Source organism: Algoriphagus faecimaris, assembly GCF_900101705.1.
Taxonomy (GTDB): Bacteria; Bacteroidota; Bacteroidia; order Cytophagales; family Cyclobacteriaceae; genus Algoriphagus; species Algoriphagus faecimaris.
Genome location: NZ_FNAC01000057.1, coordinates 1 through 17,728, shown reverse-complemented (window position 1 = coordinate 17,728; position 17,728 = coordinate 1). Strand labels below are relative to the sequence as shown.

At 41.5% G+C, this 17,728-nt stretch carries 8 protein-coding genes; 7 read left to right on the top strand and 1 reads right to left on the bottom strand.

What is annotated here, in order from left to right; all coding sequences use genetic code 11:
- The 4 genes from BLQ57_RS19315 to BLQ57_RS19300 all read left to right on the top strand — a co-directional run.
- A partial coding sequence (locus BLQ57_RS19315; RefSeq protein ID WP_139162822.1) for a PAS domain-containing sensor histidine kinase occupies positions 1 to 1,394 on the top strand: 1,394 nt, incomplete at its 5' end.
- 394 nt (positions 1,395 to 1,788) lie between these two features.
- A complete protein-coding gene (locus tag BLQ57_RS19310; RefSeq protein ID WP_205635646.1) occupies positions 1,789 to 2,166 on the top strand; it encodes a glycosyl-4,4'-diaponeurosporenoate acyltransferase CrtO family protein in 378 nt (125 codons plus the stop codon).
- Positions 2,167 to 2,346: 180 nt separating this feature from the next.
- Positions 2,347 to 2,811: a DUF2207 domain-containing protein gene (locus tag BLQ57_RS19305; protein WP_169712806.1), complete on the top strand. Its 465-nt coding sequence runs from the start codon at positions 2,347 to 2,349 to the stop codon at positions 2,809 to 2,811.
- A 234-nt stretch (positions 2,812 to 3,045) separates the two neighbouring features.
- Positions 3,046 to 3,513 (top strand): DinB family protein, encoded by a 468-nt coding sequence (locus BLQ57_RS19300; RefSeq protein ID WP_087941243.1) that lies wholly within the window; start codon positions 3,046 to 3,048, stop codon positions 3,511 to 3,513.
- A gap of 223 nt (positions 3,514 to 3,736) precedes the next feature.
- Here BLQ57_RS19300 and BLQ57_RS19295 read toward each other — a convergent pair whose 3' ends face one another.
- The gene (locus BLQ57_RS19295) at positions 3,737 to 4,963 is read right to left on the bottom strand and encodes a hypothetical protein (protein ID WP_087941242.1); all 1,227 of its coding nucleotides are present in this window, start codon (positions 4,961 to 4,963) and stop codon (positions 3,737 to 3,739) included.
- A gap of 979 nt (positions 4,964 to 5,942) precedes the next feature.
- On the opposite strand from BLQ57_RS19295, the gene BLQ57_RS19290 reads away from it, so the two are divergent.
- The 3 genes from BLQ57_RS19290 to BLQ57_RS21620 form a co-directional block, all read left to right on the top strand.
- The gene (locus BLQ57_RS19290) at positions 5,943 to 7,907 is read left to right on the top strand and encodes an ATP-binding protein (protein ID WP_087941241.1); all 1,965 of its coding nucleotides are present in this window, start codon (positions 5,943 to 5,945) and stop codon (positions 7,905 to 7,907) included.
- Positions 7,908 to 7,926: 19 nt separating this feature from the next.
- The gene (locus tag BLQ57_RS19285; protein ID WP_087941240.1) at positions 7,927 to 8,574 is read left to right on the top strand and encodes a response regulator; all 648 of its coding nucleotides are present in this window, start codon (positions 7,927 to 7,929) and stop codon (positions 8,572 to 8,574) included.
- A 105-nt stretch (positions 8,575 to 8,679) separates the two neighbouring features.
- Positions 8,680 to 17,728, top strand: a 9,049-nt coding sequence (locus BLQ57_RS21620) for an MBG domain-containing protein (RefSeq protein ID WP_139162821.1), incomplete at its 3' end; no start/stop codon positions are given.

Genomic DNA, 17,728 nt, shown 5'->3' with positions numbered 1-17,728 from the left:
TGGTAAATGATAAAGTTTATAGGTCTAATGCCATTGAATTGTTTTTTGGCAAAGAGGCTGCAAAAACATTTAGCTCATCTGATTTTTGGACAGACCCTTTTCATCCAGATGATGTGGAAAAAATCAAGGAAAGCCTTGATAAGGCAATAAAAAATCCTGATGTGCAAAAATGGAAATTTGATTACCGGATCATCAATCAAGAAAGAGGGATTGTATATGTTATAGATCAGGGAGTTATTGTGAGGGATGCAAAAGGAAACGCCATTCGGATGGTAGGAGCCATGGCGGATATTACTGAGCAAAAATTGTTTGAAAATGAAAATACCTTTAAGGCTAACCTATTAAAAAGAATAGGACAAGCTGCAGTTTCGACAGATCTATGTGGAACTATTAATTATTGGAGTAAGGCAGCCGAGGATATCTATGGATGGAATGCAGAGGAGGTGATAGGGAAAAAAATGGATCTCTTAATTCCCAATGATCTTAATGAGCTAGAGGTAGCAGAGATATCGCAAATCCTTGAAAATGGGAAAACGTGGTCAGGTGAATTTCAGGTTCAAAAAAAGGACGGAAACTTTTTTCCTGTTCGAGTTACTAATGCTCCGGTTTACGATGATGATAATAAATTAGTGGGGATGATAGGGATTTCATCAGATATATCTAAAGAACGCGAAAATCAAGAATTACTGAAAAGGTATACCCAGGATCTTGAACGATCAAACGAGGAATTAGAACAGTTCGCCTACGTTGCCTCTCATGATTTACAAGAGCCCCTCAGAATGATTTCCAGCTTCATGGAACAGTTGAAAAGAAAGTATGGGAATCAATTGGATGAGAAAGCTCACCAGTATATTCACTTTGCGACTGATGGCGCTAAGCGTATGAGACAGATTATCCTTGATATCTTGGAATATTCGAAGGTTAGTAGTCCTATAGATCTTAAGGAAATAGTGAATGTTAATCAGGTTGTAACTGAATACAAATTACTCCGTAAAAAGCTTATTTCAGAAAAATCGGTAAGGATTACTTTTCCAGATTTACCGATTCTTCATATTCATAAAGTAGGTATTACTCAGATCCTTCATGCCTTGTTGGACAATGCTATAAAATACTCGAAGCAGGAAGGTTCACCCATTATAGAAATTAATGCCGTTGAGAGACAAGGGCATTGTCTCTTCTCTGTCAAGGACAATGGAATCGGGATAGATACCCAATATTCAGAAAAAATATTCTTAATCTTTCAACGCATTCACAATCCTAATATCTCTCGAGGTACAGGAATAGGTCTTTCTACAGCTAAAAAGCATGTGGAGTTGATGGGGGGGAAAATTTGGGTTGAATCAAGGCTTGGTGAGGGAGCTACTTTCTATTTCACAATCCCAAAATCTTCATAAAAAAGGGCCGAAGATTTAGCGATTATCCTGTAAGGTTAGGAGTATTGGATCACGAAAGAAATTCTTGTCTAAACTGCCAGCTGTAAAAATTCTATTCTTTTGAGATACCAGGTAAAATCAATGGAAAAATCAGATTAAGAGGCTTCTATATATAAAGAGACTTTTGCATACCTTAAAGAAATAAAGCCTGAAATAAATATGATAAGAAAGCTATTACTTACCCTAGCATCCATTTTCTTGGCTTACCGTTCGCTGGAATTGCTCAGGTTTCTGGAACTGACCAATCCAATTCAATTTAGTTGGATAGGGGTTAATCGCTTTTTCCTTTGCCTTAAATTTATTTGTTACAGGGGTTTTCGCATTACTTGGTTTTGCCTTTTTGACCAACCAAATTTTGCCAAACTCCTATTATAAGATCAAGAATTCAGGGAATCTCGCTTTGACCTATCAAGTTTTGGGCGTGGAATATTTTAAAATGCTCCTACTGAAGTTCTTTTGGGGGAAAGAGAAGAATAGGAAAAAGTATTTTAATGGTACCAAAGCTGGAATTGAAGACTTTGATACGCAAACTAGGCAATCGGAATTTGGTCACTTAGCCGCTTTTGTTGCTATATCAATCCTTGCTTTCTACCTTCTCATGGAAGGGTATTTCCTCATTTTTTTGGTTTCCACCTTTATCAATCTGGTAGGAAACCTATATCCGATTATTTTGCAGCGGAATCATCGAGTTCAAATTGAGCGGCTTAAACTCCTTTTGGAAAAAAGAAAGTGAAAAAGTAACTTGAAAAGGTTTTGATTCTACTGATATTCACAAAACTAGCCTTGTGCTATACAGCATTTTTGCATAAAAAGGCAGGGGTTACTTTTTTGAATGGATAAGAGGTAAATTGAGCATGAGGTCCACATATCTACCTGTGACTGCGACCTCTTAGGTCAAGAATATAATAATCGAATGGAACTTAGCGAATTAAAAAGAAAGGAAGGTATTGTCCAAAATGAGAAGCTTGAAAGTGCCTATGCTCAATTGGACAAACTCCTAAACGAGTTGAAAAAAAAGGAGCTTTCGGAAGAAACTGAAATTTCAATTAATCAAAAAATTGATCAAATAAACACTTTTTCAGAATCTGAAAAAGACCTGAAGAAAATGATTGCCAAGACGCAATCCAGTATTTTAAATCTGCTGGAGAAGGAACATAAAATTGTAGCAAAAAATCACTACCGCAATATTTGGATGTCAGTAGGAATGGCTGCTTTTGGGATTCCTCTTGGGGTGGTTTTTGGGACGAGCTTGGGGAATATGGCTTTTTTGAGCATAGGTCTACCCATCGGGATGGTAATTGGGATGGTGGTAGGTTCGGGAATGGATAAAAAGGCAAGTGAAGAAGGCAGGCAAATCGACTTGGAAATAAATTACTAATTGCAGCAGGGGTGGTTTTTGTATTCATCTTTCTATCCATTTCTGACACTATCCCGAAAAGTGTTTCAATAAATTTTATGATTAGTTATTCAATTATAGACACATCAAATTGAGTACGACGTAGCCGTTGCGCACTCCGATGCCCCGATCTATTGGGGTAATCCTGCGAGATTCTCCCGAGGTTCGGGACAGGTAGTGACCCTTAAAAAGCAATTTTAAACGCATGAAAAAAAAATGACTCAATCTGAACTCATAGTTTTAAATCTCACAGAAATTAGAAGAAGAAGTATAAAGCTGTGGATGGGACTACCCAAAAGCCATTATAATTGGAAGCCAGACGAGAATGCAATGAGTGCGAAAGAAATGATCAGACATGTTTTAGAGGCTGATTATGGATGGAACATTATTATTAATCAAGGAGATATGTCAAGTTATAAGACGCCCTGGGAAAACCGGCCTTTCATAAACCTTATGGAGGAGCTTGAATTTTCCCAACCCTATAGAGAAGCATTTTTAGAAAGTATTCAAAGATTTTCGGATAGGGAATTAAATGAAACGGAAATCGTGCACCCGGGTAATGGAGAAAAGAAAATCCTTGGTAATTATTTATTTCGGATTGGGTATCACGAATCTGTTCATGCAGGACAGTTTCTTTCCTATTTGCGAACAATGAATATCGATCGCCCTCAGATATGGGATTGAATATGATCCTGGCTGAAACTTAAGTTTTCCTCAAAAAAAGCTGAGTATAAACTGCGAATTTTTTACCGGATCTTAAGAGTCCTAAACTTCCCCTCTTTCGGATCAAACTTGTACTTTGTCCCAACATTTAAGGGAACTATGATATCACGATCAATCAGGAAGGAAGGGATCCCAAAACCATCTTCTCCTTCATTTTACTTCCGGAAACCTCCTGTTTTCATTCCTACCGATTATAAGGGTACTCATTAATCCAATGAAATCCGCGCTTTACCAATTCGTAGCTTGATTTATCCTTTCTAGTACCTACACCATCTACTTTTTTGTCTCCAATCCGAAGTTGAACTTCATATTGATCGTCTGCAGATTTCTTGATTTTGAGCTCGTGGGGCTTGCTGTCATCCTCTTGGTTTTTGATTAGGAGTATTCCATTGTCCTTAATTTCATGAATGGCCCAAAATTCCCTAGGCCCATTTTCAGATTGTAGCACCATCAGATTTTTTTCCAAGATCAGTTTATTCCAAGGCCGCACGGAGTCAATCTCTGAAAAAGTGTAAAGCCCTTCCCACTTATTTTCCATGGTTCTAAATTTTTGGCTTTGAAAATGGGAGGACACCATGGAGATCGGGATGATGCCTGCCAGATAAATTACAATGAGTAATCTGATTATCTTTGGTCTCTTTTGGGTAAAATGGGGTTTGATTTTTTCCAAGGAACTCTCCCGATGAAGAATGAAAAAATCGAATATAGGTTTGATTTGAGGGAGTAAGATTAAAACTGAAAAGAATAAGAGATGAGAAGAAAACAACTTGACCGGTACATCAAATGAAAAGTTGACCAAGACAATGTTGAGACAGACCGCGATGGATACTAAGGCTCCCAGAATGGAAGTTCTTCGGAAAAGAAGAAGGAGACCTGCTGTGATTTCGGAAAGTCCCATAAAGATTTTATAGGTGTCCGAATAGCCAAAGAATCTCCAAGCCAAACCCATAGGAGAAATATCACCCACCCTAGTTTCCATACTGTAGAAGGTAGGGCCCGGAAACTGGCCTTCAAGGAATTTGGCAACACCATAGGATATTAAGGTTAATCCCACAAAATACCGGGCATAAACCAGCATCCATGCATAAAATTCAGATCCTTTAGATTGGGTGTATTTTAAAAGGCTTAGAACTAGACCGATGAAAAAAGAGAGGGTGATCAGGGCAGGAATACGTACATAGTCATAGGTGGTGTCCCCGCTTCCAGTCATCTGGATTTTCTCAAAACTTTCCATTTCCAAAATAGTCTGACCAAAAAAAAGAATATACTTTTCCTGCAGGGCCATTACATATTTTGAGAATAGCTCATAGGTGAAGGGGATGTGATTTAATGGAAAAGGAAAGGCGTAAAGCAGGATATAGACCCCTGTAGGAAAAAGGATCAAAGCCTTGATTATTGGAGTAATTTTCATAATTGTATAGAAAAATTGGAAATCTAAAGATAGAATTTCCAGGAAAAATCCACTTCCAGTTAAGAATTTTTAGGATTTTGACCTGCTTCCCCAAGATTAGCTATTAAACTTATTTTGAGACATGACAATCGGCTTATCAATACTTAGTCAGCATGCAATGGTCCGAGATTAGTCTACTTTAAAAATTTATGAAGGACAAAAGGAATTTGAGTCTATCCAGAGACTTTGTTTTTTTAGAAAAATCCGGATTATTTACTTAAATATATATTTATTCACCGCAGCGCCAACATAAATCTTGCACTAAATGCGGTGAATAAAGCTAATTTTCACCGCAAAGGGTTTCTTTGGACACATGGCCAAATATTACTGCCCTTACCTTCTCTCTTGAATCCCGGATTGGATCTAGGTTTTTCGAGAATTTGTACCAAGCGATACCATAAATTGAAATAGAATAATACGAAAGCTTTTCGCGGGCGTTCAAGTATCGTACTTAAGAGATTTCAAAACCTTCAATGATCACAGTCCTTACACAAGAGGATGAATAAATCAGGATAATTTGTTCCGGGTTTGAACTCAAGTTTTTGATACTATATCCTCACAAGAGAACAACCTTTTTCGGGTTCTTTTCATTATCAAAGATAGGATTGAGTGATCGTCCCTTTCAAATCTTCAGGTTTTTTCTCTATTCAAGCTAAGTTTTTGAAAATCATCGAAGTATTTACAGTCAAATCTTTTTCTGAGGGAACTTGCTTTTTGAGGAGAGTAATTTCGCTGATGAGGTTTTGACGCAAATACCAATTTTATGCGTTCACATTACGAGAAAAAGGGGAAGGTTACAGTTACTATTACGTCCATTTTATATTAAATTGGGCTCCCGTTCCAATCAGAAAGTAAGGTTGCTTCTAGTACACAAATTGGCTTTATTATTTTCTTGAGTCAAATTAAAAATTAGTTTTATACTTTAATTACTTGTTTTTCAATGAGGATTACCATTTGGTTTTTCTTTTTGCTTTTATTTAGCGCCCTTTGTGTACCAAGTACAAAAGCCCAGGATACTTCTTCCAAACCTAAAAATAGGCTTAATGAACTGGATAGCTTAAGTTCTTTAAATCAAAGCAATGACTCCCTTTTGTATGAAACCATTGAGCTAGCGAAAAAGGTGAGGGACTATGATGTAGCGGTAAAGCACACCGCTAACCTGATCAATCTCTTCAAATATGAAAACGCAGCCCGGGCAAAAGACCTTATTCCCAACACTATCCCGCTATTAAAATCGGTGGAAGATAAAGAAGTAATAAGTAAGTTTTATTTTGAGTTGGCTGATCTTTACTATTATTCGGGGGAATTTGAAGAATCAATCTCCAACTTTGACAGTGCATTTTACTATGCCAAAGACAAGAACACTCCCCTGAAGGGACTTTCCAAGCTGGGAAAAGGGATTGTATATGTTGATAAAGGGGAGTTTGGCAATGCCTCCCTTACCCTTCAGGAGGCCATAGGTTATTTTCAAAAGGATAAGGATACCCTCAACTGGATCAATGCCAAAAATTCCATGACCATTTTGTATGGGAAAAACGGGTTTTATGATGAAGAGACCAAAGAGCGCAACGAGCTGATCAGCTTGGCGGAAGCCTATAAAAAATACCCCAGTTTACCCTCTATTTTTTATAATGCGGCGGCCAGTGCCAATAAGATGGGGGAACAAGACAAACGCATTGCTTATTTAAAACAGGCTCTATCCTCAAACGAGACATCAGAGTATCAGGATTTTTTTAAACCCATATTGACGTTTGGCTTAATAGGGGCCTATGCCGAGAATGATAGTTTAGCTAAGGCTAATAAGCTAATGACCGAATTAGAGCGCGAGCCTGACCAGATAAGCGGTTTTAATGAAGCATTTTATTTAGATGCAAAAAAGCGTTTGGCATTTGCCGAAAAAGAGTATCAAAAGGCACTGGATTATGGAACAGCTTACCTCAATCTTAAACAAGAGAGCAAGGAATATGAGGAGATTCAGGAAGCTGACTACTTTCTTTCTAAAGTATATAAGTTGCTTGGTGATGAAAATCAAGCCCTTAAACATTTTGAAAGCTACTCACATCTTAAAGACTCTATAACCAATATTCAAAAAGCACGGGTTTTAACTTATTATCAGACCCTTTATGAAACCGAAAAGCGTGATTTAAAGATAGCTGCGCAACAGAGCAACATCAATTTATTACAGGCGCAAAAGAAGTTGCAGAGGCAATGGCTTATTTTTGGAGGTTTGGGATTGGTCTTTGCATTCGCTTTCTACAATGTTTTACGTTCACGGAGGTTTGCAAAAAAGGCCCAAAAGCAGAATGAGGAATTTTCACAATACGTAATATCCTCACAAGAACAGGAACGTAACCGGGTGGCCATGGAGTTGCATGATAGTGTGGGTCAACAACTGATGTTGCTCACGCGAAAGGCAAAGAGTTCCGGAGATGTGTTCATCCAAGACTTGGCTACAGATACATTGGCTAATATACGGGCCATTTCTCACAACCTGTATCCTGTAGTACTTAAACGGCTGGGTTTTACAAAGGCCGCACAAGAGCTTGTGAACGACCTCGACTCGACAACAGAACTGTTTTTTACCACAGAGATCGCTTTTGTAGATGATGTTTTGAACGAAGAAAAAGCACTACACCTTTATAGAATCCTTCAGGAAACTTTACAAAATATTGTAAAACACGCAAAAGCCAGTACAGTAGCCGTAACGGTCTTAAAAGAGCAAAGCCGGGTAAGCTTGACCGTACAGGATAACGGAATAGGTTTCGATTATAAAGAAGTGGCAGATTCCGGTAAAAGTTTAGGTTTAAAGTCCATTCAGGAACGCTGTAAGATTATTAAGGCTCACTTAGAAGTGCATTCAGAAACCACTAAAGGAACACGTTTAAAAATCTCAATCACCTTATAATAGTATAAGTTAAAAATTTATGTTTACCCCCAACCTTTCCGTAATACTGGCAGATGACCATCCCTTAATGTTGACCGGGCTGCAACAAGAACTGGAGCAGGCGGGATATAATGTAGTGGCAACTGCAACCAACGGTACTTCGGCGCTTGAAGCTATCCATGCGCACAACCCGGATATCGCTTTTTTAGATATTGAAATGCCTTTTTTAAATGGTTTTGAAGTAGTAAACCGTTTAAAAAACCAGCAATTAAAAACCCGTTTTATTATGATGTCCTATCATAAGCAAAAAGGTTTTGTCGTACAGGCCAAAACAGTGGGCGTACAGGGCTATCTGTTGAAAGAGGACAGCTTTGAAGAAATCGTTTTATGTATAGCTGAGGTGATGAAAGGCAATAACTACTACAGCAAGTCCTTTGAGGATGATTTTGAAACATTGGCTAATGAGGAGTTGAGAAAAATAAGCTTACTTACCCCTTCAGAGCGTACCATCATCCGGTTAATTGCTCAAAATAAGACTTCCCTAGAGATTTGTGAAACCTTGAGTATTTCTAAACGCACGGTTGAAAAGCACCGTACCAACATCATTGCCAAGTTAGAACTGGAGCCCGTGTCCAACACGCTGTCTGTTTGGATTAACTCCCATGCCGAGATCATAAACAGTCTGTAAGTATCTCAATCGAATACGTACTCTACGTAATATTTGCATAAGTTACGTATTTTATCAGGACTGCCCCGTCAATAATTTTGAGGATCTTAAAAAGACCTATTGATTATGACGAAGTCAACCGCTTTTTTTTGTCTCTGCTTCTTAATTGCTCAACTAAGCCTTGCCCAGGTCACTACCTTTTCAGACAATGGCACTTTGACCAATACCGCACAAACTGCTATTGTATTTGATAATGCATCTATAAGGGTACGTTCTACTGCAACAGCTACCATACCCTTACTGAGCACTGGGGCAGCAAGTATTACCTTTACTTTAAAAGGAGGTGATGGAGGCACAGCAACTTGGGATGGATTGTTTACAGACCTTGTTGCGCAAGGGGGAGAAGGAGGTACAGTGACCTTTACGATGCCCATCACATCTGAAAACGAGGGGAAAAGAATCACCTTTTACATGGGTAAACATGGGGAAAACGAATCCCATCCTATTATAGCAAGTGGTGGTGGTGGAGCATCTACAGCTCTGCTGGATCATAATGGCAATTTAATTGCGCTTGCCGGCGGTGGCGGCGGTGGGTCTGCTGTAGAAACTTATCAATCCTCGGGAAGGCCGGGAGGCACAGTAACAGATGGACATGCCACAACCTGTGGTGATTCAGGAAATGCAGGAGTAAATGGAACTACCGGAAATAACACACCAGAGTCTTTAGGGGCTATAGTTGCTAGATCCTCAGACAAATTAAGCATTCATGCAGGAGGAGGAGGAGGGCTTAGTGGAATCTCGAGAGTAAACACTGGAATTCATAGTGAGAGCATAACAGGAAAGTCAGCCAGCGATGGGGGTTGGGGAGGTTATCATCCGGAAGATACTTTTTATTCTGGCACTAATTGCAATCAGGACACTCCATTTCAGGTTGAAGGCTGTATACAAGTAAGAACAAAAGACCGCAGTCGCGGGGGAACCGGATACAGCGGGGGCGGTGCCGGAAGCCCATGGCTTTACGATCCTGGTTTTTCAAGCTGCTCAGAAGTTTTGTGGAATAGCTTTGGTGCCGGAGGTGGTGGTGGTGGTTATAATGGCGGTGGTGGAGGTGGTAAGCAGCGTGGAGGGGGTGGTGGCTCTTCTTATGTTTCTTCAAAATATCCCGTCCGCTCGTTTAAGGATGGTGGTTATGTGACAAATTCCCAAAATGGGACAGTAAGCTATCAGGTTAATTACGATAACCAGCCTCCGGTAGCAGTCTGTAAAAACACAGTCCTTTTTTTGGGGCAGGGAAATTATATTACCAATGATGGCCAAATAGGTATTGCTTCAGGTATAAACGGGGAGGCAACTTTAGATCCCGCGGCAATTGATGGTGGTTCTCTTGATGATGTCTTTTTAGTGGAAATGACCACTTCAAAAAACACTTTCACCTGCACTGATTTAGGTGAAAATACGGTCACTTTAACGGTTACAGACGCAAATGGTAATAGTGGAAGTTGTTCGGCCCAGGTGACAGTGGTCGATAATTTTGCACCTACCATTACTTCAGCGACTTCAAGAATTATTAATGCTCCCGACTTTGGGGTTATAGATATGGGATTCCGAACCTCGTTGACTATTACTCCGCCAGAGTTAAATTTTGTGGATAATTGTGGGGTGGCTAGTGTGGTTCAGGCAGAACCGTTCACGGTGACCTGCTCAGATATAGGTAAGAGCTTTGTCAAAGAAGTTGTGGCTACAGATGCATCGGGCAATCAAAATGTTGTGTACTTAAACTACAGCATTACCAGTAGTGCCATAAACACATCAAAAATATATGTAAATGCAAACCAGCCTGATGATAATGGCGATGGGCTTAGCTGGGCCACCGCTAAAAAGTATTTAAACTCTGCACTGGCTATGCTGGATGGGGCTCAGTGTTATAAAGGAAAACAAATATGGGTTGCAGGTGGCAACTATTACCCGGATGAAGGGACAAACCAAACCGATAATGATCGGCTATCAACATTTTTGTTAGGTAATGAGATAGCCATCTATGGAGGTTTTTCAGGTAATGAAACCAGCCTGGATCAAAGGGATTATGCCAATAACCCCACCATTTTAAGTGGGGACCTAAAACAAGATGATCAGGCCGGTTTGAATAATTCCGATAATGCATATACGGTGGTGACCTCATTAAGTGCACTACCCTTTTTAATGGATGGTTTTATCATTTCGGGAGGTAATTCCAATGGCCCTACTTATGAAACTAGTGTTGGTGGGGGTGTAGCCTGCAATTCATCTTCTTCGTTTCGAAACTGTATTTTTTCCGGAAATACAGCAAATTTGGCAGGGGGTGCATTTTTTAGTATTAATGCTGAGGTGGAGTTTATCAACTGTATTTTTTCAGGAAATACAGCTGACATCGGTGGTGCTATTTATAGTGATGTATCAAGTTTATCATTGATTAACTCAACTCTGTCAGGTAATAGTGCATCAACAGATGGAGGAGCAATTTCCAGTCCCTTAGGCAGTACTTTAGCCGTCAAAAACAGTATTATCTGGAATAACCGTGCTCAAAGCAGCACAACTACGGCTAGTGCTTCTATTTCGGGAAATGCAACTTACGCAAATAGTTTGGTGGCCAATATAAGCAGCTCGGGTATTGTTTCAAATGCAGACCCATTGTTTGTGGAAGGTATCGATTTTAATACCGAAGCTTTACCAACAACCGCTGGAGATTTCCACGCGCAACTTGGAATCGTTAGGGATGCAGGAGATAAATCTTATAATACTTTAGAGAAAGATTTGGACGGTCAGAAACGTACTCTTGGTCAAATAGACTTAGGTCCGTATGAGTACGGATATGATACTGATTTTTTTGTAACTACTTGGCAAACTACTACAGTTAACGAAAGAATTACGCTGCCGGTAGTAGGATATAACTTTTATAGGATTGATTGGGATAACGATGGTGTGTTTGATTATACTCTAAATTCTGCTGTACAGATTGAATCCAGAGCAATAACCCATACGTTTGCTGAACCTGGAATCCATACAATTGTCATCTATGCATTAGGGATTAATTTTAATTTTAAAGATTCACCTTATAAAAACAATTTACTTTCGATTGATCAATGGGGTATTAGCAATTGGAGGTCGATGAGAAATTCGTTTAACGGTTGTTCCAACTTGGTGATCAATGCAAAAGATGCTCCTAGTTTAATAAATGCCACAGACCTTTCCTACATGTTTGCCGGAGCCACAAGCCTGGATTATGATTTTAGCCATTGGAATGTGAGTACGATTACCAATATGCAGGGGATGTTTGATGGGGTCTCACTATCAGAAGAAAACTATGATAAGCTTTTGAACAGTTGGAGCAATTTGGGTTTAAAACGCGATGTGATTTTTAGTGCAGGTAATAGTAACTATTGCTTGGGCGAACCTGGCAGGACTAAATTAATAGAATCCTTTGGATGGGAAATTACAGATGGTGGACCGGGTTGTGATACTACGGGATGTACAGATGATAAAACAGCCCCCGTACCGGATCTGCTTACCTTACCCGATATTGCTGCCGATTGTGAAGTTACGGGGCTTACAGCGCCAACAGCAACAGATAATTGTGCTACTACGGTTACGGTAACCCACGATGCTGTTTTACCCATAGCAACTCAGGGCACCACGGTTGTGACCTGGACTTATGATGATGGTAATGGAAATACATCAACACAAACTCAGAATGTGGTCATTAAGGATCTTAGCGCGCCGGTACCGGACGTAGTCACCTTACCCGAGGTCACCGCTGAGGCTCCAGTCACGGAACTGACCCCGCCCACCGCAACAGACAATTGTACAACCGGTGTGACGGTGACTAATGATGCTGTTTTTCCGATTAACGAAAATACACTGGTGACCTGGACCTACACCGATGCTGCGGGCAATTTCAGTACGCAATCGCAAAATGTGGTCATAAAAAAGGGGACAGCACCTGTGGTAACATTGCCTGCCATTATCGGGGTACAGGAAGATATCGTTTATGACATACCTGATGCTATACACGTTACTGACCAAGAAGGTGATGACTTAATACTGACCTTTACTGTGACGGGAGGTACCCTAAGTATAGGTACTACCGGCATTACTTTCGGAGGGCTGGGTAATGGTTCGGCAAGCTTTACTGCATCGGGTACTTTGGCAAACCTGAATACCGCCCTTGATGCGGCTACGTTCCTGTCTTCCCCTAATTTAAACGGAGCAGGAGCAGGTAGCATCGCCATTGTGGCCAATGACGGGAATTCAGATTCTGATACCGCATTTGTCATTTTTGATATTGACGCAATTAATGATGATCCTGCCATTACAGGTCTGCCCTCATCGATCACAGTGAAAAAGGACGCTACTGAGGATCTTTTCGATATTTCAGCCGCTACAATTTCCGATGTAGATGCCGGAAGTGGTGAGTTGACACTAAAACTTCGAGCAGTAGGAGGAGTATTTGATTATGCAGAAGGAACAGGGATTACGCTATCAGGTCAACTTTCTACAGAGGCGACATTTACCGGAAGTTTAACAGACCTAAATAATTATATAAATATACCAACCAATATCTATTTCCGCCCTGATGCAAATCTGTCAGGGGATGCTGCGGCGTCTGTAGAGGTCAGTATCAACGATAATGGAAATACCGGATCAAATGGAGGGACAGATATATTGATTGCTACCATAGAAATCAATATCACTCCTGTAAATGATGCTCCTACTGTAGCCAATGCGATTCCAGATCAAAATGCAATGGAGGGAGTAGCTTTCAATTTCCAATTTGCTTCCAATACTTTTGAGGATATTGATGTGGGAGATGTGATGACTTACACCGCAGAATTGAATGATGGTAGTCCATTACCGGCTTGGCTGGGTTTTGATCCATTGACGCGAACTTTCAGCGGAACGCCTCTAAATGACAATATAGGTATTATGAGTATTGATGTGATTGCAAATGACGGCAATGGAGGATCAGTTACCAATACCTTTACTTTAACAGTGAATCCAGGTATCACTTTTGAGAATGTTAGTTTTGACTTTGATGGCACCCAAAAAGCAATTACCATCTCAGGCACCCTTCCCGAGGGAGCCACGGTAACTTACACCAACAACGGCAGAACGAATGTTGGTTATCAGGAAGTTATAGCAACTATTTCGGGTGATAACTTTAGCACTTTGATACTGACTGCTAATCTAACGATTACTCCTGCAATCATTGCCGGAATATCCTTTGTTGATGCTGATTTTGAATTTGACGGTAATGAAAAGTCATTGGCCATCAGTGGGACATTGCCAGAAGGTGCTTCGGTAGCCTATACCAACAATGGCAGAACTCAGGTAGGATCGCAGGAAGTAACTGCCACGATTTCGGGGGTTAATTTCCAAACCTTGGTCTTGAAGGCTCAACTGACTGTTTTGCAGGAGGGCTGTTTGACAAAGGCAGCTTTCAGACTTAGTCCAGCTGAGGCTTGTTCTGAAACTATAACTGTATTCTTTACAGATCTTTCCACAGATGTCGATACCTGGTTCTGGGAATTTGGAAACGGTGGAACAAGTACTGCTAAAAACCCTATTTTCAGCTATAATTCATTTGGAGAATTTACTGTTCGCCTCACCGTAAGCGACACCATCACTGGATGCTCTTCGATCACAGAAAAAGTATTTTCGAATCAGCCCGTCTCTGCTGACTTTACCGCAAATACCACGTTTGGCTGCGGGCCATTGACAGTGGACTTTGAGGATCGATCAGAAGGTGCGACCACTTGGGCATGGGATTTTGGGGATGGAACAACTTCTACTGAACAGAATCCTTCTCACACCTATCAGTCAAGCGGAACGTTTACCGTTACACTCAGTGTCAACACAGGATCCACGTGTACCGATTCGATGACCAAAACTAATTATGTTCAGGTTAATGGTCCTGATTTAGAGTTTAGTGTAGATAAAGAAAGTGGAAATGGTCCCTTGGAAGTTCAGTTTACTGAAAACTCAATTTCTTCCGCACCCCTTATATCTAGGTTGTGGGATTTTGGAGATGGCTCAACTTCAAGTTCACAAAATCCAACACATACTTATTCAAATGGTGGATTGTATACTGTTTCATTAACATTGCAGGATTTGGATGGCTGTTCAAGGACTTTGACCAAAACAGATTTCATCGAGGTTTTTGAGTTGGAATTAAGCACGACAGTTTCAAATGTCACTTGTTTTAATGGTTCAGATGGTTCGGCTTCTGTTACTGCTTCAGGAGGTTTGGCTCCTTACACCTATCTCTGGTCAAATGATGAAACAGATGCAACTATAAATGGTTTGGAAGCTGGCAATTATTCGGTGACAGTGACTGATTCTAGAGGTTTGTCAAAATCAATTGATGTCATTATTTCTCAACCAGTTTCAGTATCAATTCAAACTTCAATAGCTTCAACGATTACATCAAATACCGCAGAACTTGGCGGGGAAATAATTACAACATCTGAAACTGATCAAGCTGCTTGTATCACCGAATATGGAGTAGTCTATTCTACTACAACAAATCCTGATATATCAGACTTCAAAGTGGTGATGGGCTCAGGTGAAGGTAGCTTTTCTGAGCTTGTAACAGGCTTGCAGCTAAATACCACTTATTATGTTAAAGCATTTGCTACTAATCAAAATGGTTTCACGACTTATGGAGACGAGGTAGCGTTTACAACTTCTAGAAAGACCCTGACTATTACTGTAGATCCGAATCAAAGCAAGGAGTATGGGGAGGCAGATCCAACTTTTACTTACGAGGCTATTGGCTTTGATAGTGGCGATGATGAAAGTATCCTTACGGGTGAACTAAAAAGAGCTGCTGGTGCGGGAGTAGGTACCTATGCCATCAATCTGGGCACACTGGATGCAGGTCCAAATTATACTATCAATTTTATGGGTGCGGACTTTGAAATTACTCCTGCCACTTTAAATGTTTCAGTCTTTACGGGACAGCAAAAAACATATGGCGATCCTGACCGTGGTTTCCGTTTCTTTGCATCTGGTTTTACAAATGGGGACTTCGGTTCGATTATTACAGGCACTTTAAGTAGAGCACCCGGAGAAGATGTGGGAGCCTATCCAATCAACCTGGGTACTGTAAGTGCAGGCGATAATTATACGATCAACTTCACAGGGGCTGATTTCGTGATTACCCCTGCCGCCCTGACCATCACCGCAGATGTCAGCCAGAGCAAAATCTACGGGGATGAAGATCCAACCTTCACTTATCAGGCGACCGGTTTTGAAAACGGAGACGATGAAAGCATCCTGACTGGAGCTTTGGTAAGGGCAGCAGGTGAAAATGTAGGCACCTATGCCATCAACCTGGGTACTTTGGATGCTGGACCTAACTACACGATCAACTTTATCGGAGCGGACTTTACGATTACGGAGAAAACTTTGGATATCACGGTCGATGCCGGTCAGGACAAAATCTACGGTGAAGCTGATCCAGTCTTTACCTATCAGGCAAATGGTTTTGAAAATGCTGATGATGAAGGTATCCTGACAGGAGCTTTGGCAAGAACGGCCGGAGAAAATGTAGGAAACTACGCGATCAATCAGGGCAGCTTGGATGCAGGGAACAATTATACGATTAACTATACCGGAGCGGACTTTGAAATTACGCCAGCAACGCTGACGGTTACCGTCGATGCCGGTCAGAGCAAAACCTACGGCGATGCCGATCCAACCTTCACTTATCAGGCGACCGGTTTTGAAAACGGAGACGATGAAAGCATCCTGACAGGAGCCTTGGCAAGAGGAGCCGGAGAAAATGTAGGTTCTTACCCGATCATCCTAGGCACCATGGACGCCGGAGACAATTACACGATTAACTATACCGGAGCGGACTTTGAAATCACCCCAGCAACGCTGACCGTAATTGCCGATGCCGATCAAAGCAAGGTGTATGGCGATGCTGACCCTACCTTCACTTATCAGGCGACCGGCTTTGAAAACGGAGACGATGAAAGTATCCTGACAGGTGCACTCAGCAGAGCAGCCGGAGAGAATGAGGGGAACTACGCGATCAATCAGGGCAGTTTGGATGCAGGGGACAATTACACGATTAACTATATCGGAGCGGACTTTGAAATCACCCCAGCAACGCTGACCATTACCGCAGATGCCGATCAGAACAAAACCTACGGCGATGCTGATCCAACCTTCACTTATCAGGCGAGTGGTTTTGCAAACGGTGACGATGAAAGTATACTGACAGGAGCCTTGGCAAGAGCAGCCGGAGAGAATGTGGGCACTTTTGCCATCAATTTGGGCACCCTCAGTGCGGGAGCCAACTACACAATAGATTACACTGGAGCAGACTTTGAAATCACCGAGAGAACGCTGACCGTGATTGCCGATGCCGATCAAGGCAAAGTTTACGGACAAGCCGATCCTGTCTTGACCTACACAGCCAGCAACTTCGGCAACGGGGACGATGAGAGTATTTTCACCGGATCAATAGTCAGATCAGCCGGAGAGAATGTAGGAAGCTATGCGATCAGTCTAGGCAGCCTTACCGCAGGAGATAACTACACGATAAACTATACCGGTGCAGACTTTGAGATTACCCAAAAAGCCCTGACCATCACGGCTGATGACAAGCAGAAGACTTATGGCGAGGCAAACCCAATCCTGACCTTTACTTACACAGGTTTGGTCAACGGTGACACGAAAGTGGCTACCGAACCAAGCATCAGCACGACAGCCACAGCAAGCTCGAACGTGGGAGAATACCCAATCGAACTAGCGGGTGGATCCGATCAGAATTACGCAATCACGTTGGTTGACGGCATGCTGACGATCGGCAAGAAGGACTTGACGATCACGGCCGACGATAAGCAGAAGACTTATGGCGAGGCAAACCCAATCCTGACCTTTACTTACACAGGCTTGGTCAACGGTGATACAAAAGTGGCTACCGAGCCAAGCATCAGCACGACTGCCACAGCAAGCTCGAACGTGGGAGAATACCCAATCGAACTGGAAGGCGGAGCGGATCAGAACTATGCTATTACGCTGGTTGATGGCACGCTGACGATCGGCAAGAAGGACTTGACGATCACGGCCGATAATAAGCAGAAAATCTACGGAGAGGCCAATCCAAGCCTGACCTTCACTTATACAG

What these genes read in the sequence shown, in the direction of transcription:
- BLQ57_RS19305 (WP_169712806.1), top strand. Translation starts at nt 2,347, where the DNA reads ATGGAACTTAGCGAATTAAAAAGAAAGGAAGGTATTGTCCAAAATGAG.
- BLQ57_RS19300 (WP_087941243.1), top strand. Translation starts at nt 3,046, where the DNA reads ATGACTCAATCTGAACTCATAGTTTTAAATCTCACAGAAATTAGAAGA.
- BLQ57_RS19295 (WP_087941242.1), bottom strand. Translation starts at nt 4,963, where the DNA reads ATGAAAATTACTCCAATAATCAAGGCTTTGATCCTTTTTCCTACAGGG.
- BLQ57_RS19290 (WP_087941241.1), top strand. Translation starts at nt 5,943, where the DNA reads ATGAGGATTACCATTTGGTTTTTCTTTTTGCTTTTATTTAGCGCCCTT.
- BLQ57_RS19285 (WP_087941240.1), top strand. Translation starts at nt 7,927, where the DNA reads ATGTTTACCCCCAACCTTTCCGTAATACTGGCAGATGACCATCCCTTA.